Raw genomic sequence first — 25,962 nt, forward strand, 5'->3', positions numbered from 1 at the left:
AGACGAGCTGACCGTTCAGGATGATTCGGTCCTGTATCGTGACGAAGAAAACATTCGTGTTGGACAATACCTGTTGACATGATTAGGCAAATTTGAAGATGACTGCTTCAGTTTATTCCGGTTGAGTCAAACCGTAGATACCATTCATATCTCGTGCTAAATACATGAGTTGCAGGTTAATACCCAACGAGATATTCCCTCAATATAACGGCGGGTTACTCCAAAAACTGTTTCGACTTCCTGTGCTACTGATGAACGAATATTTCGCTGGCTTCCGTGCATTTCTGAGTTACACTTGATGCGACAGTATCACGGCAAGCATGGTGTGTATTCCTCGCTTGCCTCTAAAAATGTTGAGGGAGAGAGTTTCATGGTCAAGACGCAGAGTCGGTTAGTTGCACCGTTGTCTTGTGCAGTAGTGCTATTTTGCTCCATATTTGGCTGGGTGCCCTCTGCTAACGCACTGGTCGTTGAAAGCACCACAGGAGCAGGCGCACCGCCGAGCGGGTTTACGTTTACAGATAATGTGCCGACACATGGCTCGGCTGGTTCCGTTTATCTAGGAAATGGATACGTACTTGCTGCACGTCACCCGTCAGGTGGAGCCAAGTTTGCTGTCGAACTCAATAACGTGGTGTACAACCCTACCGCTGACCCGGCCGTATTTCTCAACAACACTCTCGTAGCCCTTACGTTCGGCGGTACATGGTCAACCTATGCGGATCTCATGGTCTTTCGTCTTGCTGGAGTTCCCTCGTCAATTCCAGGTATCACTTTAGCGACCGCACCTGTCACCACGGGCGAAACCATCGATATGACTGGACTAGGGCGGACGCGTGTCGCCTCAACCTCCACGTACTTCAATGGAGTGGATTACAACGACTACTACGGTGGCGGTTCCGTCAGTGAAACCGGCTACAACTGGAGTGGAAGTAATCAGTTCATCCAATGGGGCCAAAATAAGGTTTCACCATCGCTGTTCAAAATACCTGACAGTGGCTATGGCGATACCTTGTCTTTCAGTACTCAATTCAACTCTCCGGGTAACGGCGATGCTCTGCCCGATGAAGCAATGGGAGCTGCAGGTGATTCCGGTGCACCCGCTTTCATCAAGCGTGGTGGACAGTGGGATCTAACCGGTATCAATCTGACAGTGGACCTGCTGCTCAAAGGCTCACCACCTGCCCCACCGAGTTCAGCACTATTTGCTGCTGTATATTCCTCCGCCAATGCTGACATGCGCACGTATATGGCCAATCTCTATTACTACCAGGATCAATACGCTATGCTGATTCCTGAGCCGGCTTCATTCGCGTTACTGATGGGCGGTATGGCAGCTGTGCTCAGTCGCCGACGATCACGATAAGACAATAGCGATTCACAGCTCCACTACACGGATGGCTTCCTCTGGGGTAAACGCACCCTCATACAGCGCACGTCCAACGATTACTCCTTGAAGCGGTAGGCGGCGTAGCTGTCGCAGGTGATCCAGAGTTCCTACGCCACCGGACGAAACAATCGGCACCTTGGTAGCTCCAGCAATTTGTGCGGTTGCTTCAAGATTCGGCCCCTTCATTGTTCCATCGGTGGCGATATCTGTGTACACAATCGCGGCTAAAGGCCAATCGGTAACACGCTGAGCAATTTCCAAGGCAGTTGTATCCAACTGCTTTTCCCATCCGCTGACAGTCAACTTCCCCTTATTGGCACCTAAATCCAGCACTATCCTGTTCTGATAGGAAGAGTTAGTTACCAATTTTTCGAACCATTTCCAATTTTGAAGCGCAGCAGTTCCCAGGCTGACTCGTGTTACACCAACGCTAAGCAAGGCATCAATAGCAGCCTCACTGCGAACTCCTCCGCCGACCTCAATCTTTAACTTGGTCGCTTGGCAAATGGCAGTAATGACCTCGACATGGGCGACCCGACCAATCCGTGCTCCATCAAGATCCACTACATGCAGCCAACTCGCCCCCGCCCGCTCAAATAATCTGGCTTGAGCAATGGGGTCGTTGCCATAGGTCGTTTGCTGGTCGTAATTCCCCTGTTGAAGGCGAACGACCTTGCCGTCGCGAAGGTCTATGGATGGGAAAAGAAACATAATCTAAGTCCGTGAAGAGTCGGCTATATTCCTTCCCTGTCTGCGGAAGTCAAACTTTGAAATTGAGTCGTTTCCCGTAAGCTGAAACATCAATGAATGGTTAACGCCTTTCATGGTGAACGATGGCCATGCTTCGCGTACGACACCTATCAGGTAGCGTCGCAAAATCCGGCGCAGCAGCTGCACGAAGGGAGCCGAAAGGTCTCGCAAGTCGAAAGCCGGAAAACGAAAAACCCCGCGATTTGCGGGGCTTTTCGAGATACTGCAACAGGGTGCGATGGCACCCAAACTAATTACAGTGGGCGATGAGGGACTCGAACCCACGACTTCCTCCGTGTAAAGGAGGCGCTCTAGCCAACTGAGCTAATCGCCCGAGAACGGCATTATACCCGCGTCATCGCTACTGTTCGTCTCGCCTTCAACAACCAGCACCTCTATGGTAGTTGCGCCTTACATCCCGTTAGGTCGGTACCTATAAAAACTAGCCCTGGAAATAAAGCTTCCAGGGCTAGTAAGTTCTGTTGATGTAAAGTCCGTGGAACCACTATTCCTTGACTTCGAACTCAGCGTCAATCACATCGTCACCACCCTTCTTACCTACGCCGCTTCCAGCTGTTTGTCCGCTTCGATCACTGCCTGTGTCGGTTCCGGGGCCGGTTCCCGCTGAGGCCCCGCCGGTCTTGTCATAGATTTCCTTACCCATTTCCATTCGGGCATTTTCGACCTCAGCAGCACTTCGTTTAATGGCTTCGGCGTCGTCTTCCTTAATCCTCGCTTCAACATTCGAGATCGCAGATTCGACCTTTCCACGCACTTCAGGCGAGACCTTGTCGCCGTGTTCCTGTAAATCTTTGCGAGTCTGATAGACGAGATTTTCCGCCTGATTACGGGCATCGACCAACTCACGCTTTTTCTTATCGTCGGCGGTGTGAGCCTCGGCATCCCTCTTCATTTTCTCGATCTCTTCCTTCGAGAGACCGCTGGAACCTTTGATCTCTATCTTCTGAGTCTTGCCCGTGCCTTTGTCGGTTGCAGCGACGTTGAGGATGCCGTTGGCATCGATGTTGAACTCAACCTCGATCTGAGGCATTCCCCGTGGGGCTGGCGCGATACCTGCAAGGTTGAAGCGACCCAAAGTTCGATTGTCATTGGCAAATTCTCGCTCGCCCTGCAATACGTGAATAGTCACTTCACTTTGGTTGTCGCTCGCGGTTGAGAAAGTTTCCTTTTTCGAAGTGGGTATGGTCGTGTTGCGGTCGATGAGCTTGGTCATCACCCCGCCAAGGGTCTCGATGCCCAAAGACAACGGGGTAACGTCAAGAAGCAACACATCCTTAACTTCACCTTGGAGTACCGCAGCCTGAACCGCAGCGCCGATGGCAACGACTTCATCGGGGTTAAGACTCTTGTTGGGGTCTTTCTTGAAAATTTCCTTGGCGATCTGTTGCACGCGAGGCATGCGAGTCGAGCCACCAACGAGTACGCACTCGGCAATCTGATCCGCTGACAGCTTGGCGTCTTGGAGAGCCTTGAGCACTGGCCCACGGCAACGCTCAAACAGATCGATACAAAGCTGTTCAAATTTTGCTCGTGTAATCGTGATCTGCAGGTGCTTGGGCCCTTCGGCGGTGGCGGTAATGAACGGAAGGTTTACCGTCGTCTCCTGAGTCGTAGAAAGCTCCATCTTGGCCTTCTCGGCTGCCTCTTTGAGACGCTGCAGAGCCATCGCATCCTTGCGAAGGTCAATGCTTTCCTGCTTACGAAACTCTTCTGCCAGAAAGTCGATCAGTTTCTGATCCCAGTCATCGCCGCCCAGGTGCGTGTCGCCATTGGTTGACAGCACTTCAAACACACCATCGCCAATATCGAGGATAGAGATATCGAAGGTTCCACCGCCTAGATCGAACACTGCAACTTTGCCTGATTTTTTCTTATCCAGACCATACGCCAGAGCTGCTGCGGTTGGTTCGTTGATGATGCGTTCGACCTTAAGGCCGGCAATCTCGCCAGCCTCCTTGGTCGCCTGACGCTGAGAATCATTGAAGTATGCCGGCACAGTAATCACAGCGCTGGTTACTTTTTCGCCGAGGTAGTCTTCCGCAGTCTTCTTGAGATCTTGAAGCACCATCGCGGAGATTTCTTGTGGCGTGTATAGCTTTTCACGCACCTTCACCTTGACGAGTTCGTCTTCGCCTCCGACGACTTCATAGGGAACAATTTTTTCTTCGCTGTGAACCTCGCCGTGCCGCCGACCCATGAATCGCTTGATCGAATAGATAGTGTTACGGGGATTGGTGATCTGCTGGTGCTTGGCTGTCTGCCCGACGAGGCGTTCGCCTTTGTCGGTAAAGCCGACGATTGATGGAGTGATGCGGCTGCCGCTGCTATTGATGAGCACTTTGGGCGAACCACCTTCCATAATCGCGACGACAGAGTTTGTGGTCCCCAGGTCAATGCCGATTGTTTTTGCCATGGTATTTCTGCCTTATAAAAGGGTGCCGTGGATTACCCGGCCGACAATAGGACAATCCTCCGACCAAGCTGACACCACGTGATCTTTTGCAAAGGTAGTGCCAACGGAACGTGCATAAACTCATCAAAAGGCCATAATTTCACGGCATTTCCATTACATTTCACGACAAGCGACCCATACACGTCCTGCCACCAACGGATCATAGTCCCCGTAGCCTGCCAAATTGACAACGCAATGAAAAGATATTTCAAGCTGGCACTGTGGCTGACTTGAGCATCCAAGGCCACCGTGATCCAAGGTGAGGTCAATGTAGAAATTCGCTATTTTTTCCACCTCTTTTTAATTAGCCGCTTGAATTGTGCGGGAAAAACAGACAGAATCCCGAAAGGTAGGGGCGAATGCCCCATTTTTCCCGGACTTTGTGCCGGGTGTCACGGACGGTTCCACCCTTTTTCTCTAAGGAGAGATGCAAGATGGCAAAGACTGGTAAAGGCGCCACCAAGAGCGAGATTCTGTCAAACATCAGCAACAAGACCGAGCTTTCCCGCAAGCAGGTCGCGTCGGTTTTTGACGCGCTGGCTGGCGAGATTCAGAGCGGACTGAGCAAGAAAGGTCCGGGCGTGTTCACTGTCCCGGGTCTGATGAAGATCACCTGTATCACCAAACCCGCCACCAAGGCTGGTACTCGCCCGAACCCGTTCAAGCCGGGCGAGATGATGGAAGTCAAGGCGAAGCCTGCCCGCCGTGTCGTTAAGGTTCGCGCTCTGCGTGGCCTGAAGGACATGGCGAAGTAAACCCCCCGCGCCGCGATGAAATCGCTGCGCCGTTTAGTTCAGACCTGCGTCCCGTGACAAAACCAAAGGCCCCTGACATCGCTCCGAAGTCAGGGGCTTTTTTTATACCGACTGGATTATTGCGCTTCTGAATCAAGTTATGTGGAACGCCTCTGACGCCAGGTTCGCCACCCGATTACAAACATCATCGACATCATCAACACAAAACTCGCAGCAACCTCGATTGAAATATCGTCGATTCTGATTTGCAGAATTCGCTGGCTAGCCAACATCAACCCTGCAAATGCTATTACAGGCAACACCAACGACCAGCCTGGACTCCAGCGATTGACTGCGCCGAGTCCAAGCATGGGAGGAAACACGAGTGCCAATGCGATACCCCACCGCCATCCAACCAATACCATGACCGCCACTGCAACCGCGATCCACAAAGCAACGAGTCGATCCCAACCAATAGGGAGATACGTGACGCGACCAGAAAGATGATCCGTGACGCGATGCACCAGCCAGCGTTGCAGCGTTGCGAGAATAATGGCAATCACCGCCGCATAAAACAACGGGCCATGTGTAGCTATTAAGACAGGTCGTTCCCGCAAGCCCATCGAAAATAATCCCACGGCTGATGGGAAAAAAGATGCGAGCACAATCAGTGTCGTCAACAAATCTGCCGTGGAACGGAGATGGATCGCGGCTAATGCGCCTTGCCAGAGAATAGGCCATCCTGCAGCAAGACACGCCCAACCAACAAGGATCAACTCAAAAATCCATGGATAGACCATCGATCGGGGATCATCGCCTCCACCAGCCAGAACAGGAGCTGCGTAGTGAAGTGCCAGTGCAGGCAGGCCAAAGACCAGTGCCGTCGCAAATCGGGATTTGTATTCATAAGCGATCTGCCGTCGCATCGCGGCCAGATCGTTATCAGGGCGATAGGTTGAACCGGCGCGATCACGCAGTTCGATACCGAACCCACGCGCGATGGCTGCTGCTCCGTCGATATGCACTTCCTTTAGCTCGGTAAAACCTGATCTGGCGTCAGGCTCCAGCCAGGCATATTGTCCGGTGACATCTACAGCGTTAACCAATCCTACTTTGAACCAGGCAGCGGATAGTCGTTTCCCTAAAGCCGCATCCTGCAAGCTATCAAGTATTACATACGTACGCGTCATGATGCGATGCTCGTGGATCTTTCGTTATGTGGCAAATGACGAGGCGAAATAAAAAGCCCACATTACCCTGCAAGCAAGTACAGATTGCTGCTGAGGGGCTTTTGTTCTTCACTCACCTGCACACCTTGTCTCTGATTTTCGTCTTCAGACTGCAGTGCATCATGGGTACAATGTGTATTCCCGCGCATACTTCAAGGAGAATCCGAGTTGGCGACCACCGCAGCGATCACGAAGACACAGGAAATTATTGAACGCCACGAGCAATTCATGGAGGTTAATCTCCCCCGATATGCGGTGGCAATGGTGCGCGGCGAAGGATGTCGTTTATGGGATGCGGAGGGAAAGGAATACCTTGACCTTTTCGCTGGTTTTGGTGGCAGCGTCCTCGGACACTGCCACCCAGAAATCGTCAAAGCGGTGAATCAACAGGCCCGTACTCTCTGGCACGTGGGTAACCTGTTACACACTGAACCGCAAACCCTGCTGGCGGAAACTATTGCCAAACATGGGTTTGGTGGAAAATCCTTTTTCTGCCACAGCGGGGCCGACGCCAACGAAGCTGCAATCAAGATTGCTCGTCTTCATGGCCACAAACACCCCGGCAAAAATGGACCTCGCTACAAAATCATCTCCATGCTCAACAGTTTCCATGGTCGGAGCTTTGCCACCATGATGGCGACCGGCCAGGAAAAAGTTCGCCATGGATTTGAACCGTGGCTTAATGGATTTATCAACGTCCCGTTTAATGACCTGGAGGCCATTCGGAATGTCCTCGACAATGAGACCATCGGTATCCTTGTCGAACCAATTCAGGGCGAGGGCGGATGCAACATACCTGATGACAATTATTTTGCCGCATTGAGGAAACTCTGTGACGAGCGAAATATGGTGCTGATATTTGATGAGGTATGGACCGGATGTGGTCGTACCGGCAAGTTTTTTGCGCATCAGCACTGGGGTGTGATTCCGGACGTCATGACCCTCGCCAAGGGTGTTGGAGGCGGGTTGGCGGTCGGGGTGATGTGCGCAGGACCACGTGTTTGGGACCACTTTGATTATCGCAAGCATGGCATGGTCGCGCATGCCACAACACTTGGAGGTAACTGCCTGTCGATGGCTGTCAGTGCACGGATCTTTGAGGTAATCGAGCGTGACGGCCTGCTCGCCAATGCCACCACACTCGGTGAGCACGTAGTTGACCGACTGACAAAGTTCCGCAAGAAGTGTTCTGCGATAAAGCAAATCCGCGGCAAAGGTCTCTTTCTTGGTATCGAACTGAATCCTTCTGCCAAAGATGCTTGGTTTAAGAGCGCAGCCGATGTCGTCAACAAATGTATGGAACAAGGGGTCTTAATCAACGGCACACAGAACACCGTACTCCGGCTCGCTCCACCGATTGTCATCACACGCAAAGAGCTGGATCACGGCCTGGATGTGATCGAAGCCGTAATAGCGGGATAAACTGCAAGCTTCTCGCGGGTTCATCCCGCGGCACACTCAGCGTTGCCTATGCGCAAACACGCATCGACCACCGATGATTTGCACGCCGTATCCGTATCGAGTTACGTATCGAAATGACAAGCGAGCGAAACCATTCCTGCAGTCATCGAGGAAGTATTTTATTTCTGGTTTTGCTGACACTTGGCGTATCCATGAGTTGCCAGCCTGACTCTCGTAAGGAGCCTTTACCCACATTCCGCGATCTTGGCTCGACTCGGCAAAGAGAAACAACGCCACATACGCAGCCTCAAGCCAACCGTATTCGTGTAACGCGCATCCAACTACCTGCCGAGATATCGCTCGACAACGCGTGGGCGTTAACCAAATTGCCGGATATCGATGTGAAGACGCTCGAACTCTGGCGGGACAACGGCCTGCGAGTGCGCTTACTCGATACTGCGCAAACGGAGCAATTCTCCAAAGCACTACAGCCGGTCCTAGGTTCGGAACAGCTACTGGTCATTGCCTCACGTCACGATTTAATGACAATTTCACCCAATCGTTTGCGAGGGGCCATTCATCTGCCGATCAGCGATGGCGACGGCAAAGTAACTGTAGCCGAATTACCCCCCGGCGTAACGCGATTTCTGCTCCGTATCATTTCAGACGATGACGCATACGTTTCCGTCGAACTGACTCCTCAACACTATTGGCCACGAACCACTTTGTTACCTCGCGAACCACAGGAGTCGGAGCTTGATGGATTGGTCTTTGATGCATTACGGATCCGAGTACCTTTGCCTCCAAATCAATATCTAATCGTTGGCATAGATCCTCCTGTGCCAACAGAGACTGAAACCAGTTCGAAAACCATGATTGGTGTTCCTACGTCGCAACCGACGAATCATCCTGCAACTCAACCAACCGAGCTACAGCGAGCCAGACGGTTACGGCTAGCAGACCTTTTATTAAAACTTGACTCCGGAGGTCGCCGTAAACCCCGACAAATACTGCTGGTATTTGCGCTGGCCTCGTAAGCGGCAATGCACGGTCACGGAAATACGGTCTGATTTCGCTCTCCCAATTTTCCATAAAATGTCTCCGTCAAGGAGGGCTAATGTGCTACAATTGCCTCTCCCCCTAAGGTTGCTCGCATATTCCAACGCGCGAGAACTTTTTGGTGCGGAGATTTCACCATGCCTCGGAGCCTCTTATGAGCCTGCAACAAAAGCTTCGTGATTTGTTCATTCTCGACTCGCAACTCCGCGGAATGCGGACTCGGCTCGATGGATCTACGAAACGATTAGAGAAACAGAAAACCAAGCTCGATTTGATTGAACGACAACGTGCTGAACTGGCCGATCAGATTAAACAAAACTCCGTGAAAGCTTCCGCTCTCGAAAAACAAGTCAAAGACGTTGATCTCCGGGTTGAGACGCTGCGAGCACAGATGAACAGCGTCAAAAATAATAAGGAATATTCAGCCCTGCTCATCGAGGTCAACACTTTGAAACTCGATAAAGGCAAACTCGAAGATCAAGCTCTTGAGCAAATGACTAAGGTTGATCAACTCAAGGGACAGGCCGGTGAACTTGACGGCAAAGCCGAGGAACAACAAAAACTCGTTGTCATTGCCGAAAGCGAAGTAAATAAGTCTCGCGAGGAACTGGGTACGCAACTCGACGAACTAACCGCTAAACGTGACGCTGCTGAACAGGAAGTCCCTGTCGAGGTCAGGATTCAGTTCAATAGGCTTTCTGAAATACACGAGGGTGAAGCTCTTGCCCCTGTCACCGAAGAGAGCCGTCGCAATATGGAATACAACTGCGGAGGCTGCTACATGGGGCTACCTGTAGAGCGAGTCAATGCTCTGATGCGGCGACCAGACGATCTGGTCCTCTGTCCCAGTTGTGGGCGCATTCTCTACATGGAGGAGGACCTCAAAGCTTCGTTCACCACCTCAAAATAAATCGTCAGCTCATAACGATCGTTCTCCCCATATTGGTTGTTGTCATCGGCTGATCTTTACCTCGCACCCATTTTGTCCCTTTTGATATCAGCGGATCGTGGTTGATCATTGACTATCTCACCTGCTGCCACCCACGACCCCGTTATTTATGCAAATCACGATTCACATTGATGGCGGTGCTCGCGGAAATCCTGGCCCTGCCGCCACCGGCGTGGTCATTCAGAGCGTAGAACCCGCTTTTACCCTCCATGAGGGAGGTTACTTTCTCGGTAAAGCTACGAACAATGTTGCGGAATATCAGGGACTTATTCGCGGCCTCGAACTAGCGGTTGATCTTGGTGCGACTGATGCGCGGATTTTCAGCGATTCCGAACTAATGGTTCGCCAAATCAGGGGTGAATACAAAGTTAAATCACCCGATCTTAAGCCGTTGTACGAACACGCACAGCGGCTCCTTCTTCAGATCGACCTTTGGCAGATCCAACACGTTTACCGAACTGAAAACAAGCGAGCGGACGAATTGGTGAATATGGCTATTGATGCCAAACGCGATGTGGTAGTCGTATCGGCCAGTGACTTTCTCAGTGAAGATCGTAATCCGCATCTGGCTATCCGTCGGCCACTCAGTACCACCTCGCAACAGGTTGTACCCAAGGCATCGATTACTCGACCTTCGAGCGATGTACCGGGTGTTCTTCGCTGGACAGCTACTCTCGCATCAGATGATCGTGACGGCTGTCCTGCACCGAATTGTCTTGCGGGCAAACCGTATTCTTTCACTGCAACCACTCCGCAGGGGCTATGTGTCCATGCAGCAAAAGCCGCTCTTGACAACGGCCCACTCGTGAAGGCAGATGACCATGAGACTACGAGTGAAACTAAATGCAGCCGCTGCGGCGTTATTGTAAAACTCGAAAAGCTCTGATGCTCGGCCTTGCTCGCATGAAAAGCATGACTGTTTCTTTGTTTCTCTAATTAACTTTTTCCCGCTACTTGCGGGATGTAACTGTGGCCCGAACGGCTTCTGTATCGCACATGTATAGGCGTTCCGTTACACTCGCTGCTTTCCGTTTGTCCACCAGAAAACCTCGGAGTCTCACATGATCCGTCTAGCAGTCATCGGTATGGGTAGTCGCATTACAGGCATGATCCAGCAAATGGTTGCCGTCAGCTCCGATATCGAGTTAGTCGCCATTGTTGATCCTGATGAATCTGCAGTGCGGAACAGGTTGCTTTGGAAAGGTATGCCCAAATCCGAACATGTAAAGTTTTACCCCACTGTTGACGCCCTGCTTGAACACGCTCATCAATTCGACGCTATGGCTATCGGCACCCGTTGTCATCTTCATACACCATATGCGGTAAAAGTTGCACCGACTCGATTGCCGCTCTTTCTTGAAAAACCTGTAGCCATCACAAAGGATCAACTCTCGCAACTGGCGACTGCATATCGTGGACGAGAAGATTCCGTAGTTATTTCGTTCCCCTTGCGCGTCACGCCACTCTTCACTGCATCACTCAACATCATCCGCTCCGGTCGGCTGGGAACGGTCAATCAGGTTCAGGCATTCAATAACGTTCCCTACGGCGGAGTCTATTACGGCTCGTGGTACCGCAACTATGACGAGGTGGGAGGGTTATGGCTTCAAAAAGCGACACACGACTTCGACTACATCAATCTCATGCTTGGTAAACAGCCTATCCGCATCGCCGCCACCACTACGCGCAAGATCTATGTTGGCGATAAACCGCATGATCTGGTCTGTTCCAAATGTGATCAGACTGATACATGCAAGGAAAGTCCAAAACATCTGAAGATGCGTGGTGACCCCGGCGGGATGGATGCGAATGATCATCCCTGTGCGTTCAGCCGGGATATCAAAAACGAGGATGCTGGTTCAGCACTGATCCAATATGAGAGCGGTGAGCATGTGAGCTACACACAAAACTTCATCTCACGCAAAGCGGCGGGAAGACGAGGCGCGATTATCACCGGTTATGACGCCACGCTGGAATTTGACTGGTACACCGACGAGATACGCGTGGTGGATCACCATGGAGCCAGTCGCGTGGACAAAATCAACGTCCGATCCAGTACCGGCCACATGGGCGGCGATTTTGAATTGGCGCGGATGTTTATCGAGATCATCACGAAGCAAACTCCCTCGCGCTCATCGCTGCGCGACGGCCTGCTCAGTGCTGCGATGTGCTTGGCAGCTCGTGAATCGAGTCTAACCAACACCTTCCAGCCCATTCCTACGGTGGATGAGTTACCGGGATTAACGCACGCTGCAAGACGAGAAACCGCACTTGTCTGACCTTAGCGTACGGCGAATCACATGATGTTGATCTGACAACCTCTAGTAAATCAAAGTGCTCGACATCATCGAACGGGATAAGATTAGACGTCCACGCGAGGAGTTTTATGCCATCCGCACCGCGAGATGAACTGGAACAGATGGCTGGCCATCTTAATGAGATGATCAGCAAGCTGTGGCAGTGGCATGCAGGTGATTTCTGTCCAGTGGATACGTGGTCTCCTTCGATTAATTTTTACAGGTTCGATCGACGTATCGAAGTTTGTGTTGATCTTGCGGGAGTCAATCCAAGAGATATTGATGTGCACATCCAGCCTGGTGCGCTCTCAATCCGAGGATCGAGACCAGCCCCTGAACCTAAACGGGAGGAAGGAGAGCCGATGCGAATTGAAACAATGGAGATCGACCACGGCCGGTTCTGCCGTGTAATTCAATTACCCGAACATGTGGACCTGTCTAAAGTCGAATCTCTGTATCGAAGCGGCATGCTCTGGATCAGACTTCCGTTTCGTGATCCAGGATGATCGGAACTAGTAGATAGGACCAGCAGCATTTACTACTCCGCAGTTTTGAAGATAAATCAAGCAACGCCAAAATAAAGAAAAGGATCGCCTTGTCGGAAGAGAAACCGAAACCTGAAGACGAGACATCACCCATCGGCGCACGAGTTACCACCGCCGAAGAGGTATCCACGACACCAAAGCTCGAAGGTTCCGTTACGAGTCGAGTGGCAGGTGAATCGTTGTCTCCCGCTCGTGTAGATATTCCGAATGTCATCCCAGTTCTACCAATTCGCGGAACTGTGATGTTCCCGGGAACAGTCTCCCCATTGGGCGTTGGCCGGCCTGCCAGCCGCAGGCTGCTCGATGAGTGGCTGCCACAGTCAAAAATTATTGCATTGGCAACCCAACGCGATGAATCTGAGGAAGAACCTGCTCCTGAAGGACTTTATCAGGTCGGCACCGCTGTAATGGTGCTCAAACTCATTCGTCAACCCGACGAGACGGTTTCAATCATCGTTCATGGTCTGGGACGTATTGCGTTCAAAAAGTTCATTCAGACCAAACCCTACCTCAAAGCTGAGGTGGAGCGGATCGAAGAAATTTTGCCAACTGAGCGTAAGACATTCGACGCCGCGGTGGCACAGCTCCGCGAACAGGCTCGCCAGCTCATCGAGCTTACTCCCAACGCTCCTGAACAGGCTGTCACCGTACTGGTAAATATCGAAGACCCAAGCAATCTCGCGGATTTCCTGGCGGCAAACCTGAATCTTGGTCTGCAGCAGAAGCAGGATCTGCTCGAAGAACCGGACGTCGCCAAGCGTGTCCGTGCTGTACATCAACATGTGTCGAATCAGCTTGAAATCGTCAAGCTCCAACAAAAAATTCAACAGGATGTACAGTCATCCATCGGAGAGGGCCAGCGAAAGTTTTTCCTCCGTGAACAGTTGAAAGCGATTCAGAAGGAACTCGGCGAAGACCAGGATGGCACAGGTCAGGCAGTCGCAGAACTGCGGAAAAAGCTCGAGGCCGCCAAGCCGCCGGAAAAAGTGATGACGGAGGCGATACGAGATCTCAACCGTCTCGAATCCATTCCGCCAGCCAGTCCTGAGTACTCATTGATCTTGACCTACCTTGAACTGCTCGCCGACCTTCCCTGGAACAAACGGAGTGAGGACAATCTCGATTTGAGCCGCGCGAGAAAGACGCTTGATCGCGATCACTTTGATCTGGACAAAGTTAAACGACGCCTCATTGAGTACCTAGCGGTACGAAAACTCAACCCAACCGGCCGTGGTCCGATCCTATGTCTGGTTGGCCCGCCCGGAGTAGGTAAGACCAGTCTGGGGCAATCGATCGCTGACGCGCTGGGTAGAAAGTTTGTACGCATGAGCTTTGGTGGTATCCGTGACGAAGCGGAAATTCGCGGTCACCGTCGAACCTATATCGGAGCTATGCCAGGCCGGATCATTCAGGAGATGCGTCGGGCGGGGACGAACAATCCCATCATGATGCTCGACGAGGTGGACAAGCTTGGAGCAGATTTTCGCGGTGATCCAGCCAGCGCATTGCTGGAAGTGTTGGATCCTCGACAAAATAATGCGTTCGTCGATCGCTACCTTGACGTGCCATTCGATCTTTCGCAGGTAATCTTCATCGCAACGGCCAACTACATTGGGAATGTACCCGCCCCGCTGCGTGATCGAATGGAGATCATCGACATCCCCGGCTATACGGACAATGACAAGCTCCAAATCGCGCGGAAATATCTCGTCCCTAGACAACTGATCGAGAATGGCTTGACCCGTGATAACTGCAAATGGACCCCTGAAGCCATTCGTAAAGTCATCAATGACTACACTCGCGAGGCTGGCGTACGTGAACTCGAACGCCAGATAGGAGCGGTCTGCCGTGGAGTCGCTGCGGAAGTGGCTGGGGCAAGCAAGCGAAACGGAAAAGTCTATACCGTCGATTCTGCGCTGGTGAGAAAACTCCTGGGCGCTGAGCGACATCTGCGCGAAGTAGATGAGAAGTCACGGTTACCCGGCGTGGTGATCGGACTGGCGTACACCCCTGTCGGCGGAGATATCCTGTTCATCGAAGCCACATCATTCCCCGGCAAGGGTGTCATCACCCTCACCGGACAGATCGGCGATGTGATGAAAGAGTCGGTGACGGCTGCAGTAAGTGTGTTCAAAACTCGTGCGCCTTCCTTCAACTTCGATCTCAAACGGCTGGCGGAACGGGATATTCACATTCACGTTCCTGCCGGTGCCGTACCCAAGGATGGCCCCAGCGCGGGTATCGCCATGTACACGGCGGTTGCGTCCCTTCTGCTCGATATTCCCGTGAAACCTGCGCTGGCGATGACTGGTGAAATTACGCTCCGCGGACGAGTACTTCCCATTGGCGGCGTAAAAGAAAAAAGTCTCGCAGCCATGCGAGCCGGAATTAAAACAATCATTCTGCCCGGACAAAATAAGCGGGACCTTGATGAGGTGGATGCAGAGGTTAAGCGTAAATGCAAGTTTATTTTTGTTGACATTGTGGACGAGGTACTGGATATCGCATTGGGCAAGGACGCTATCCGCAAGGCCATCCGCAGGTCTGACAAACTACTGATGAATGATCCGATTCGAACGAGGGGAAACCGCGAGATTGGGCCGGACCAAGCGGTGAGGACGGCCTAGATATCAGCAGGTTGGGTGGACACAGCAACGCTCAACCTGGGCGAGTTTGAAAGGTCATTCCCGGCGTCAAAGCAGCATCCACTTTCATCATCCAGTCCGCAGAGGCCCTCAGGATGGGTTTGTTACGCATCATTGCCGCGAACCCACTGAATGACGAATAGGGTGTACCGATTACTAGATCCGTGGATGCAAGCATCCAAAGATCCGTCAGTGCGTCTTTGATGCCATCAACCGTCGAACGTGTGTTCTTCTTAGGACGCATGTGACAGCGACCGGTCGCCAGCAAGGGCGCCAGGAACTGTTCATCACCATCGCTTACCAGAATGAATACAGCCGCTGGTCGCACTGCAGAGATATGCCGTAACATGGCTACATACCGATCCATCGGAGGCAAAGATTCTTGATACTTCTTTACAAAATCCCCTAGACGAACATGTATGCCGATGAGGGGAGCTTGAAACTTGCCGAGGAAGTCTGCTGCTGCCTCCTTAATTTCAGGAAGCGGTTCAAGGTTGGCTATAACTTGTGAATGATAAGACCCAAGCCGTGAGCCTGTGCCCGTATTTGCTTTCACATTGCTTATATCCACCAGAGCTTCCGGCAGATCTGGTAGCCACTCGACGCCTTTCCCATCCGGAAGGTTACCGTTTTCAAATGTCGATCTGCGAAATCGTCTCACTAGTCGAAAATAAAACTGCTCACACTTTTGCAATTCGCCTAATTCAGATGGTCCTCCCACAAACAGATCGCGGTAGGTTGCAAAACAATGGCTATTACGCTTCCAGTTCGTCACAAGCTTTCGCCCTGTTTTTAAGGCGTAAGCGTGAGCCAAACAATGCAACCGAAGACGATTAGCAAGCCCTGATGGCTCGCTGTAGGTCACATAGTGTAAGTTCATAAGAGTGGTAGCCTCAGTGTCTGTAACTAATACTCATATGAGTATGCTCAAAACACCAGCGCGATCGTTTAGGGCGACGTGCCCGGATCAATGCGTAAAATACACATCACACCGGTCCTGATAGATGGCCTGATTTCTTATCCCTAATGCGGAGCGCGACCGACAATCGCGGCTTAATGATGAAAGTGATCGCTCTACTCTCGCTGACACTCACACTTGCTGCGTGTGGTCCGCTCACCATGACTATCGGCGCGCCGGGTGACCAACGCCTTCAAACCACAGTAATTGAAAACCATGCTGGCGGAAACCGCGTGGCCATCATCGATCTATCAGGGTTGATCTATAACGGGAACAAACCCGCGCTGCTGCGACAAGGTGAAAATCCAGTCAATCTTCTCCAAGAAAAACTCGAAAAAGCACGGACTGATGAAAAGGTCAAGGCGGTCATCCTGCGTCTCAACACGCCTGGCGGCACCGTCACCGCCAGCGACATGATGTATCGCGAAGTCATGCGATTTAAGACACGAACACACAAGCCCGTCATCGCGCTCATGATGGATATTACCGCCAGCGGTGGCTACTACCTCGCCTGCGCGAGCGATGAAATGATTGCGTATCCAACCACCGTCGTCGGCAGTATCGGTGTAATTGTGCAGACGATCAGCTTCAAGGGCGCAATGAACAAGATTGGAATTGATGCGGAAGCAATTACCAGCGGCCCCAATAAGGATGTAGGCTCACCTCTCGTCAAAATGACGGATGAACACCGTGCAATCCTACGATCACTGGTGGACGATTTTTACAATCGGTTTGTCGATATCGTACGACAAGCGCGGCCAGAGATTCCCGCCGATCAGTTTGCCAGAATCACTGATGGCCGAGTGTTCAGCGGTGAGGATGCCTTGAAGGTCGGTCTTGTAGATCGTGTGGGTGATATTCACGATGCTTTCGAGGCAGCAAAAACTCGGGCGGGTATCCGCAATGCTGACCTCGTTATTTATCACCGCCCGCTGGAGTACGTCGGATCAGTCTATGCGCAATCTTCCGTTTCTTCCGGCAACGCGGGGACACAGATCAATCTTGCTCAATTTAATTTCGCCGAGTCTTTGAATGATTCCTCGGCTGGGTTTTACTATTTGTGGGATCCAACAATCCCATTCACACGATGAGCCGCCCTGATAGTTACGACCGACACATCCAATCTCACTACACATAAGCCGGTCGAAGTTGCAATGGTATAGGGGAATGACTGCCTACCGTTCGTTAATTACCTCTCACGAGTTCTTGTACTCCATAAGCCAAGCAGTCATTTGGCTGCATCCGAATCTCCGCATAATCTTTGCAACCTGACTGTTATTGCTGAGGTAAACTGAGGCAAGAAAACGGAGCCGCAACGCATGTCGAAACTGATAGAACTGGAATGTCCGCAGTGTAAATCGATGCTTGAGCTTGATGCTGGCTTCGCTGGCGGAGTCTGCCGCTGCTCCAGTTGCGGCACGTTGATGACGGTTCCATCTGATCCGACGCGCGAGCGGGCTGAAATGCTTACTCGTCCTGACCGTCCTGATAGTCCTGGAGGTACTCGCTCTTCTACGCCGTCATCAAATGCGTCAGCAGAATCAGGGACTACCGACCGTCCTGAAACACCGGGAGCGATCGAAACAGAGCCGGCTCCGGCGGCCTCGGCAGACACAGAAGTGTTCACAACCGCCAGCGGCAAAATCGTTCGAGTACCCAGACGATTGGTTGTCACGGCAAAAACAAAACGCAAAGTTATTCGAGGCACCATCATCACCGTATTTGTCGGTGTGATGCTGGTCATTGTGGTCGGCACCGCACTGGCTGTGTACTTTGCTACAAAGTCCGAAGCACCTGACGAGATAGAGAGCTACGAGGCACACGGCGCGTTTGACGCCAGTATTAATCCATACAAACTCAACAGCCCGAACTTCCTGACCATCCCACTGCGACGAAAGACAGTAGTTGCGATAGATTCGAGCGAGTCGAGTTCTCGGTGGATCAGTGCTATGCGGGCTGCGGTAGTGTCAGCTGCGACCAAAATCCCATCCGGTGGATTGTTTCAGGTGATTATCTGGGGTGAACAAGGCTACACCGCATTCCCGTCGGAACCCAAGCCTATGGATTCCACAGCTATTGCTGAGCTTGAGAAGTTCCTTGACGGTGTCATTGCCCGTGGCGATGCTAGTCCTTTGACAGCGGTCGAAAAAGCCATGGAGTCCCAGCCCGAACAGATCATTCTGGTTACGGGAAAAACGCTTAACCGTATTCAGATAGAAAATATCGGTGAACTGCTGGGAGAAGCCAAGCTGAAGTTCGATGCGGTGACCTTGGACACGGAATTACTCGAACTGGAAACGTTGACCAAGAAAAAGAATGGACGGTATATCAACCTGCCAACTTCACAACTCACCGAGTGGTACAAAGCTGCTGAGTGACCATCGCTACACACCGTAACCGAGAATCAGCGGGCGCAGATCTTTGAGGAATTTCGCCAGAAAAAAGTTGGCAACAATAATCGCAATAAAACTGGTGACGAACGCATCGGTTGCCGCCCGCCCGACGCCGGCTGCCCCGCTGCGGCAGTGAAATCCCTTGTAACAACTGATCAATCCGATCATCAAACCGAAAACCACCGCTTTGATCAGGCCGATCGAAACGTCGTATCCTGTCACATACTGCGCGGAGTATTGCCAATACTTGTCAGCATTGACTCCAAATCCACCAACAGTGATGAAATAACCGCCGTAAATACCCAGGAGATCAGAGAAAATTGTCAAGGCGGGAATCATAAGCAGACAAGCTACTACACGCGGGACGACAAGATAAGAGACTGGATCAGAACCCATCGCACGCAGCGCATCGAGTTGTTCGGTCACTTTCATCGTGCCTAGCTCAGCGCTAACCGATCCGCCGATACGCCCCGCCAACATGACGGCCGCGAGTACGGGACCGATCTGCTTAACTACCGAGATGCTGATCATGCCACCGAGCCGCTCAGCCATGCCGAGCTGCGCAAACTGGTCGTAGGCTTCGACGGCAAGGACCATCCCGACAAACGCACCAACCATCATGACCACAGCCATGCTCTTAGTACCGATGGAGTACAACTGCGGGAAAAGAAGGCTTGGCCTTGCCCACTGCGCTTTACCGAAAAATACCCAGCGAAATGCGTTCAATGAAAACAGCGTAAATCGACCAAAGCCATCTACAGCTTCGGAAATCTGCCGGCCCAGCATTTGCGGAAAGGCAAAAATCATGGATGCGAGTCTTGTTAATGCACCATCTGCTGTTGACTGAGTGTATGAAGTGCTTTTTCTTAACACTCACACACTCAGGAGGCTCCGAATCTTGAAATAGTCTTCGCGATCGATCGACTTACCCATTGCTCCTGCTGCATCTTCGATCTGGACCACAGTTTTGATTCCCGCAATAACACAAGTAATTCCGGGATTCATCAATGTTGCTGCAAATATTGTCTGGGGGATTGTTAACTCATACTTTCTGCCGATCATCCCCACTTCCTGCACACGGGCAGCGATCATCTTGAATCGCTCACCCTGATAGTCCGGACTGTTCTTACGAAAATCCGTAAATATCTCTGTGCCTGCGTATTTGCCGCTGAGTAATCCCATCTGAAGCGGGCTGTACACAAGCGTACCGGTATCACTCATCAGGCAGTAAGGCAGGATATCGTTTTCAATTCCTCGCTTGATCAGGCTGTACGGTGGCTGGCAAGTAGAAAACCGACCTTTGGAGTTTCCCAAGCACATCTGCTCGACAGTCCAGTTACTGGTCCCGTACGCACGAATTTTTCCCTGTTTTACAAGTAGTTCGAGAGCATCAACGATCTCATCCATCGGCGTCATTGGATCCCATGCATGACACTGATAAAGATCGATGTACTGCATATTGAGCCGACGCAAACTCGCATCGCAACCTTCGAGTATGTGTTGTCTCGATAAATCACCGATGCGTGGCCGGCCATCATCAAACCATCGCCAATAGACCTTGGTCGCGACGATAAGCTGGTCGCGTGGGATAGGCTTCAGTGCCTTTCCCATCACCTGCTCGGATAGGCCATTGCCGTAGGCGTCGGCAGTGTCAAAAAAATTAATCCCCAGCTCATGCGCACGGCGCATCGCTTTGACAAATTCCTCTTCCGGTCCGTGACCCCAGAAAGAAGTCGACAACTGCCACGAACCATAACAGATCGGTGATACCTGAAGCTCAGATCGGCCAAGACGAACGCGGTGATTGCTGAACATAAACCGCATTGTGGCGGGAAAAAACCCAATTGCAACAGAGCACAGAAAAAACCGTTTGATCTAACGTCTTAAACTTCTCTTGTTGCAACTCGCGGCAGTACCGCTGTTGCCACGTCGATGACTACTCGCTTAACCCAGCTCAAAACTAGTGGCGGCAAAGACATGCTGTGTGGTCAGCTTTAATGTCGGTTGAGGCTTCATCATTCGTATGAGTCTGCGTTGTATAACAAATCCCATTCGGCCCAGAATTTTCTCAAACCCCTCTTCTGCTAGTGCGTCGATAAACAGCGGTCGGTCAGTTGACGAGTGACTTTGGATAATCCCCTCAAGGAGATCGCATGCGTCAGCGGAGGTTTCCGCAACTACGGGGCCAATATGGTCCGCAATACGGCCCGGCTTGATAAACGCCACCCCGACTGGTTCTTGTCTTGGCTCAATCATGACATGCGTTGCGACGCCATGCTCAGACTGAATGTGTTCAAGAAGTGAGGTCCGATCAACTTGTGCTTTTTCATTAACCCATTCAATCACAGGCGAAGTCAAATGTGTAATAACCGATTTCTCCCCTCGCGTGATATGGGAGGAAAAGTCAGAAATTTGTGTCTGATTACTCGGCTGGCGTAACCAGCGATTGATAGCACAGATGTCTCTAAAGCCACGTTTGAGATAGACCGGCCATCCCAGATCCGTCGCATCCAGGCCAAGACAATTGATACCCAGCTCATCAGCACGAGTCAGCATGGCATCAAAAACTGCCCCACCCAAGCCGCGTCCACGGCATGACTCGTCCACCAGAAGCATTCCAAGCCATCCAACTGCTGTGCCATAGGTCGCCAGTGTTCCAGTCACCACTAACCGATCACCCTCCCAACCCGCGAGGCAAGTTGTGGGATAGAGATCAAGCAGGCGCTTCCAGTCGGCTTCCAGTTGATTCCATCCAGCCTGACTGCTTAGACGCATCGCGGCTGGGATCTCAGCAATTGTGAGGGGACGAATTGCAAGCATGAATTAACCGCGGCAATCGCAACTTAGACCCAACTCTCCCGTTCGTCACGAACGAAAGTAATCCTCAACCTTTTTTTCGAACTACGTAAGGGAAGTCGCCGTTTTTTGCAGCAGACAATTCTGTGAGCACGGGTACAAGACCATTGACCAACTGCTCGAATACCTTCTTCCCCTTCTCTGCGGTGGACTTCCGCGGATCGCCGGTCCCCGTATCCTTGGTCAGTGCACGCCAATCGCGTGGTGCCCATACTCCTTGCGTTGTATTGAAGCTCTTAAGTTTGAATGGGGTAGCGGAACCGTCACCCGCGGTCTCAATGGAGACCCACTCAGGTTTCAGATGCAGCATGATCGAGGTTTCAAACTCGTTAGCATGATCTCCGCCGGTATCATCAAGGAGATGTTCGTAAGGTGCTGTCTGATAGCCATTCACCTGCACAATAAAAATCGGCAGATCAAGAACCACATCACGGATCATCTGTTTGAAATCATTTCCGCCATGAAAGTTCATGACTACAAGTCGATCAATACCCTGCTTTACGAGACTGTCTGCAACGTCGAAGAGTACCGCGTACTGCGTCCGACTTCGCATGGTGATGGTTGAAACCTGATCGAGTTGAAGGTTGTCATTACCAAATGGAATCGTTGGCAAAAGGATGCACTTTGCACCCAGCGCATTCGCTTTTGCGACGCCAGCCTCGCTGATCGCCGTAGCCTCGATCACATCAGTGCCGTATGGCAGGTGATAGTTGTGCGCTTCGGTTGCACCCCAAGGTAAAACCGCCACGTTTGGCTTGAAATCAAGAAGCTGGCGATAAGACGCCTCGTGAAGTACGTACGGTCGAGCGCGGTATGTCATGAGGAAAGAATTGGTTGTTGGGGGTTCATGGCTGACGCCTGTCAGGGGTGGCGCCAACGGTCCCCGCCTGAAGTTCTGAACCCTGTTAAGGGTGAGCGACGGGATTCGAACCCGCGACTCCCGGGACCACAACCCGGTGCTCTACCAACTGAGCTACGCCCACCATGTGCAGGCAAAGTCTAGATTTTATGGAGACTTATTTCAAGCCGTAGTCACCGGACCTTCCATGATTTAATGATGTTCCTTCGTTGCTTTGCCGGGAATGGTTTCCTAAGATCGATTTCTTGCCCTCCGGAGGTCCAACTCAGGATTCCATCACAATGGCCCAATCCCCCCCTACTCGGACTGCTGAAGTAACTGACAAGATGCCTGACGTTCAGGCTGCTCGCGATGCCCGTAACCTTGCCATCGACAAGGTAGGCGTCAAAAACATCACCTACCCCATCACGCTTCACAGCCCCGCCACCGGCGGCTTGGTTCACACCGTCGCCAGCGTCAACATGTATGTCGGCCTTCCTCATTACCAGAAAGGCACTCACATGTCGCGGTTTCTTGAGGTACTCAATCGGCATCATGAGTCCATCCGCTCTGACCAGATCATGAAAGTTTGTCGCGACATGAAGGAACGCCTCGAAGCTGAAGAGGCACACCTCGAACTGCGCTTCCCTTATTTCATCGATAAGAAAGCTCCCGTTACGGGTGCGCCGGGCAAACTTGATATACAAGTCACTTTCGAGGTCACCAGTGCTGCTACGGATGACTTCATCATGGCTGTCAAGGCACCCGCAAAGAGTCTGTGTCCCTGCTCAAAGGAAATCAGCGATTACGGCGCGCACAATCAACGATGTCTGATTGAAGCCCGCGTACGTTTCGCCGAAGGAAAGAAGATGTGGATCGAGGAGCTTTTCGATGTCGTTGAGCATGCCGCCAGCACACAGGTATTTGCGGTACTCAAGAGGCCGGACGAAAAATGGGTAACCGAAGCCGCATACGACAACCCGAAGTTTGTCGAAGACATCGTTCGTGATCTGGCCCTTGCGATGGATGCGGAAGATCGAATCGCTTGGTATCAGGCTAACAGTGAAAACTTCGAGTCAATCCACAATCACAATGCCTACGCGCTCATTGAGAAGGACAAACGCAAAAGTCGATGAGCCTGAGCTCTCCTTCAATGGGTGACTGCCGTCCAGAAATATGAAGTACTCCTTTATTCTCTACTCTCACGCTGGATGCTGTCTGTGTGATCGTCTGGAAGAGATGATTACTCCGTACCTCGCAAAGCAGCGAAAGACGGGCGAGGTGGAGCTACTTAAACGGGATATTGCTGACGATATCGCATGGTTTGAGGCATACCGCGATCGAATCCCCGTTCTGACATTGGGTAATCATGTCGTACTTGAAGGCAGACCCAGTGAAGATGATGTACGGCAGGCATTCGCTGAACTCTGGCATTAAAAGCAACCCACTTTTATTCACCGGCGGCAAATTGCATATTTTTGGGAATCACCCAGGATAACGGTTATACTTTTGTTGACCTTATCGACATCGATATTGCAATCTTTACGACCTTGTGACGCTCGGGGAGCGCGCAGCCATTCAACGCCATAAAATTGAACGTATGTCTAAGAACCTTATCGCTTTACAAAATAAATTTCTTGGTCATGGGCAAACGGTCTATGACCGGCTGTCCACCCTGTTCGATACCCAAGGCTTTATCAGTGACGACGATATTCTGAATCTCGCCAGGGAGCACAACCTCCCACCACAGCTCGTTCGCACGACCGCCAAGTTTTATGAGGAACTCTCACACGATAAGCCTGCGACTAACGTCATCAAAATATGTAACGGTGAAGCCTGTCATGCAGCCGGATGCAAATCGCTCGAATCTGACCTCTGTGCCGATCTAGGGGTCGAAATAGGTAAGACCTCCGCTGATGGTTTACGAATCGAACACGTCACTTGCCTGGGATATTGTGGGTTGGGCCCCAACGCGATGATCAATGGCCAGCCGGTTTCACTTGCCAACCAAGCCGACCGCAAAAAGATCACTAACTACATTCGCACTGGTAAATCACACGGCATCGCCGAACCTACAAACGACATCTATCTTCCACTCAATGGCAAGCCTCGCATTCTGATGCGACATCTGGACCATGATGTAGTGCCACTGGAAAAAGCGCGGGCAGCCGGTATTTACAAGTCGATTGAAAAAGCAGTATCGACCATGACACCGTCACAAGTACTCGAGCAGATCGAGCTATCGCATCTGCGAGGGCGTGGCGGCGCAGGATTTCCTACCGCAACCAAGTTACAGACTGTCGCGGCAAGTCCTGTGGATAAGACCTGCAGAAGATTTGTCGTAGTCAACTTCGACGAAGGTGACGCGGGAGCGTATATCGACAAAGAGCTCATCGAGCGCGACCCACACACGCAACTGGAAGGAATCCTGCTGGCAGCATTCGCTTGCGGCGCGCAAGAGGCCATCATTTACGCTCGATACGAATACCCGCGTGCTCGCGCAATTCTCGCCAATGCAATTGATGAAGCCAAAACGGCTGGGCTTGTCGGGTGTCCACTCTTTGGATCAAAGTTTGCGTGTGATATCCGCATCGTAAGAGGACAGGGAGCGTATATTTGCGGAGAGGAAACGAGTCTGTTGCGATCAATTGAGGGGTTGCCTGCTCTCGTTAGTACGAGGCCGCCTTTCCCGGCAGTAAAAGGGCTGTGGGGTTGCCCGACAGCAGTCAACAATGTCGAGACTATTCAGAATCTTCCTTGGATTATTGAACACGGCGGCGATGCATACGCGAAGTACGGGAGCGGTCGGTCACGCGGGACCAAAGCTGTAAGCCTAAACAGCCGCGTGAAGCGACCAGGACTGTACGAGGTTGAACTTGGCATTACTATCCGGGAATTGATTTTCGATCTAGCGGGCGGAATGGCGGAAGGACAGCGATTTAAGGCTTTTCAAGTCGGCGGGCCGTTGGGAGGCATCCTTCCCGAAAGTAAACTCGACACAAAACTGGACTTTGAAGAACTCGCCAAGGCTGGTGGAATCCTGGGACACGCCGGTATCGTCGTCTATTCGCAGGAGGATGACCTCTTTGAAATCTGCCGCGGACTGATGGCATTTTGTGCAGTGGAAAGTTGCGGTAAATGTTTTCCCTGCCGTATCGGCTCCGTCCGAGGAACGGAATTGTTTGACCAAATGAAGGCAACCGGCGTTACCGATGCCCGTTTGAATTTACTATCCGAACTTTGCGAGACGATGAAATACGGATCGCTTTGCGCTTTAGGAGGGATGATCCCCGCGCCGATCGAGTCGTTGCTGGAACATTTCCCCCAGGAAATCAACCAATATCGACAGATGGAAAAAGTCTGAATCAACACTTGATCCCGCACATGTTAAGTCTAAGCCTGAATAATCACATGAAACTCGCAGGAGAGGTGGTACTGGCTAGAT

Annotated in this window: 22 protein-coding genes and 2 tRNA genes; 14 read left to right on the forward strand and 10 right to left on the reverse strand. The window is 51.7% G+C overall.

The annotated features are described in order from the left end of the window. The first annotated feature begins 295 nt into the window (after positions 1 to 295). Positions 296 to 1,366 carry a PEP-CTERM sorting domain-containing protein gene (locus tag IT444_09320; protein MCC7192966.1) on the forward strand — a complete coding sequence of 357 codons (1,071 nt, stop codon included), beginning with the start codon at positions 296 to 298 and terminating at the stop codon, positions 1,364 to 1,366. A 12-nt stretch (positions 1,367 to 1,378) separates the two neighbouring features. On the opposite strand, the gene hisA is transcribed toward IT444_09320, so the two are convergent. From hisA to dnaK, 3 genes are all read right to left on the reverse strand, one after another. Next, entirely contained in the window at positions 1,379 to 2,101 is a 723-nt protein-coding gene (gene hisA / locus IT444_09325; GenBank protein MCC7192967.1) for a 1-(5-phosphoribosyl)-5-[(5-phosphoribosylamino)methylideneamino]imidazole-4-carboxamide isomerase, read from the reverse strand. Between the two features lie 299 nt (positions 2,102 to 2,400). Beyond that, a tRNA-Val gene (locus IT444_09330) sits at positions 2,401 to 2,474 on the reverse strand. A 171-nt stretch (positions 2,475 to 2,645) separates the two neighbouring features. After that, on the reverse strand, positions 2,646 to 4,574 hold the full coding sequence (gene dnaK, locus IT444_09335; GenBank protein ID MCC7192968.1) for a molecular chaperone DnaK: 1,929 nt from the start codon (positions 4,572 to 4,574) through the stop codon (positions 2,646 to 2,648). Positions 4,575 to 5,047: 473 nt separating this feature from the next. On the opposite strand from dnaK, the gene IT444_09340 reads away from it, so the two are divergent. Then, complete coding sequence (locus tag IT444_09340) at positions 5,048 to 5,368, forward strand: HU family DNA-binding protein (GenBank protein ID MCC7192969.1); 321 nt, start codon at positions 5,048 to 5,050, stop codon at positions 5,366 to 5,368. A gap of 137 nt (positions 5,369 to 5,505) precedes the next feature. Here IT444_09340 and IT444_09345 read toward each other — a convergent pair whose 3' ends face one another. After that, a complete protein-coding gene (locus IT444_09345) occupies positions 5,506 to 6,537 on the reverse strand; it encodes a hypothetical protein (protein MCC7192970.1) in 1,032 nt (343 codons plus the stop codon). Between the two features lie 207 nt (positions 6,538 to 6,744). On the opposite strand from IT444_09345, the gene IT444_09350 reads away from it, so the two are divergent. The 7 genes from IT444_09350 (at position 6,745) to lon (ending at position 15,454) form a co-directional block, all read left to right on the forward strand. Further along, positions 6,745 to 7,998 (forward strand): acetylornithine/succinylornithine family transaminase, encoded by a 1,254-nt coding sequence (locus IT444_09350; protein MCC7192971.1) that lies wholly within the window; start codon positions 6,745 to 6,747, stop codon positions 7,996 to 7,998. A gap of 191 nt (positions 7,999 to 8,189) precedes the next feature. Beyond that, positions 8,190 to 9,014, forward strand: a complete 825-nt coding sequence (locus tag IT444_09355; GenBank protein ID MCC7192972.1) for a hypothetical protein — start codon at positions 8,190 to 8,192, stop codon at positions 9,012 to 9,014. Between the two features lie 176 nt (positions 9,015 to 9,190). After that, a complete protein-coding gene (locus IT444_09360; GenBank protein ID MCC7192973.1) occupies positions 9,191 to 9,946 on the forward strand; it encodes a hypothetical protein in 756 nt (251 codons plus the stop codon). 148 nt (positions 9,947 to 10,094) lie between these two features. Next, the gene (locus IT444_09365) at positions 10,095 to 10,871 is read left to right on the forward strand and encodes a ribonuclease HI family protein (GenBank protein ID MCC7192974.1); all 777 of its coding nucleotides are present in this window, start codon (positions 10,095 to 10,097) and stop codon (positions 10,869 to 10,871) included. 175 nt (positions 10,872 to 11,046) lie between these two features. After that, positions 11,047 to 12,264, forward strand: a complete 1,218-nt coding sequence (locus IT444_09370; protein ID MCC7192975.1) for a Gfo/Idh/MocA family oxidoreductase — start codon at positions 11,047 to 11,049, stop codon at positions 12,262 to 12,264. Positions 12,265 to 12,371: 107 nt separating this feature from the next. Continuing rightward, complete coding sequence (locus IT444_09375) at positions 12,372 to 12,788, forward strand: Hsp20/alpha crystallin family protein (GenBank protein MCC7192976.1); 417 nt, start codon at positions 12,372 to 12,374, stop codon at positions 12,786 to 12,788. An 89-nt stretch (positions 12,789 to 12,877) separates the two neighbouring features. Continuing rightward, a complete protein-coding gene (gene lon / locus IT444_09380) occupies positions 12,878 to 15,454 on the forward strand; it encodes an endopeptidase La (GenBank protein ID MCC7192977.1) in 2,577 nt (858 codons plus the stop codon). Between the two features lie 31 nt (positions 15,455 to 15,485). Here lon and IT444_09385 read toward each other — a convergent pair whose 3' ends face one another. Continuing rightward, positions 15,486 to 16,352: a hypothetical protein gene (locus IT444_09385; GenBank protein MCC7192978.1), complete on the reverse strand. Its 867-nt coding sequence runs from the start codon at positions 16,350 to 16,352 to the stop codon at positions 15,486 to 15,488. Between the two features lie 176 nt (positions 16,353 to 16,528). Between IT444_09385 and sppA the strand changes: the two genes are divergently transcribed. Beyond that, complete coding sequence (sppA, locus tag IT444_09390) at positions 16,529 to 17,521, forward strand: signal peptide peptidase SppA (protein ID MCC7192979.1); 993 nt, start codon at positions 16,529 to 16,531, stop codon at positions 17,519 to 17,521. 228 nt (positions 17,522 to 17,749) lie between these two features. Beyond that, the gene (locus IT444_09395; protein ID MCC7192980.1) at positions 17,750 to 18,808 is read left to right on the forward strand and encodes a hypothetical protein; all 1,059 of its coding nucleotides are present in this window, start codon (positions 17,750 to 17,752) and stop codon (positions 18,806 to 18,808) included. Positions 18,809 to 18,814: 6 nt separating this feature from the next. Here the strand turns inward: IT444_09395 and IT444_09400 are convergent, their stop codons facing one another. The 5 genes from IT444_09400 to IT444_09420 form a co-directional block, all read right to left on the reverse strand. Beyond that, on the reverse strand, positions 18,815 to 19,630 hold the full coding sequence (locus tag IT444_09400; GenBank protein ID MCC7192981.1) for an ABC transporter permease: 816 nt from the start codon (positions 19,628 to 19,630) through the stop codon (positions 18,815 to 18,817). 66 nt (positions 19,631 to 19,696) lie between these two features. Beyond that, positions 19,697 to 20,638 (reverse strand): aldo/keto reductase, encoded by a 942-nt coding sequence (locus tag IT444_09405; GenBank protein ID MCC7192982.1) that lies wholly within the window; start codon positions 20,636 to 20,638, stop codon positions 19,697 to 19,699. A 129-nt stretch (positions 20,639 to 20,767) separates the two neighbouring features. Continuing rightward, positions 20,768 to 21,643 (reverse strand): GNAT family N-acetyltransferase, encoded by an 876-nt coding sequence (locus IT444_09410; GenBank protein ID MCC7192983.1) that lies wholly within the window; start codon positions 21,641 to 21,643, stop codon positions 20,768 to 20,770. A gap of 64 nt (positions 21,644 to 21,707) precedes the next feature. Continuing rightward, the gene (locus IT444_09415; GenBank protein ID MCC7192984.1) at positions 21,708 to 22,499 is read right to left on the reverse strand and encodes a creatininase family protein; all 792 of its coding nucleotides are present in this window, start codon (positions 22,497 to 22,499) and stop codon (positions 21,708 to 21,710) included. Between the two features lie 90 nt (positions 22,500 to 22,589). Next, positions 22,590 to 22,662, reverse strand: a tRNA-His gene (locus tag IT444_09420). 157 nt (positions 22,663 to 22,819) lie between these two features. Here IT444_09420 and IT444_09425 point away from each other — a divergent pair. The 3 genes from IT444_09425 (at position 22,820) to IT444_09435 (ending at position 25,881) form a co-directional block, all read left to right on the forward strand. Beyond that, on the forward strand, positions 22,820 to 23,653 hold the full coding sequence (locus IT444_09425; protein MCC7192985.1) for a GTP cyclohydrolase I FolE2: 834 nt from the start codon (positions 22,820 to 22,822) through the stop codon (positions 23,651 to 23,653). 40 nt (positions 23,654 to 23,693) lie between these two features. Further along, positions 23,694 to 23,954, forward strand: a complete 261-nt coding sequence (locus tag IT444_09430; GenBank protein ID MCC7192986.1) for a glutaredoxin family protein — start codon at positions 23,694 to 23,696, stop codon at positions 23,952 to 23,954. A gap of 163 nt (positions 23,955 to 24,117) precedes the next feature. Then, the gene (locus tag IT444_09435) at positions 24,118 to 25,881 is read left to right on the forward strand and encodes an NAD(P)H-dependent oxidoreductase subunit E (protein MCC7192987.1); all 1,764 of its coding nucleotides are present in this window, start codon (positions 24,118 to 24,120) and stop codon (positions 25,879 to 25,881) included. Positions 25,882 to 25,962: the final 81 nt, after the last annotated feature.

The organism is Phycisphaeraceae bacterium (genome assembly GCA_020851465.1).
Lineage (GTDB): Bacteria > Planctomycetota > Phycisphaerae > Phycisphaerales > Phycisphaeraceae > JADZCR01.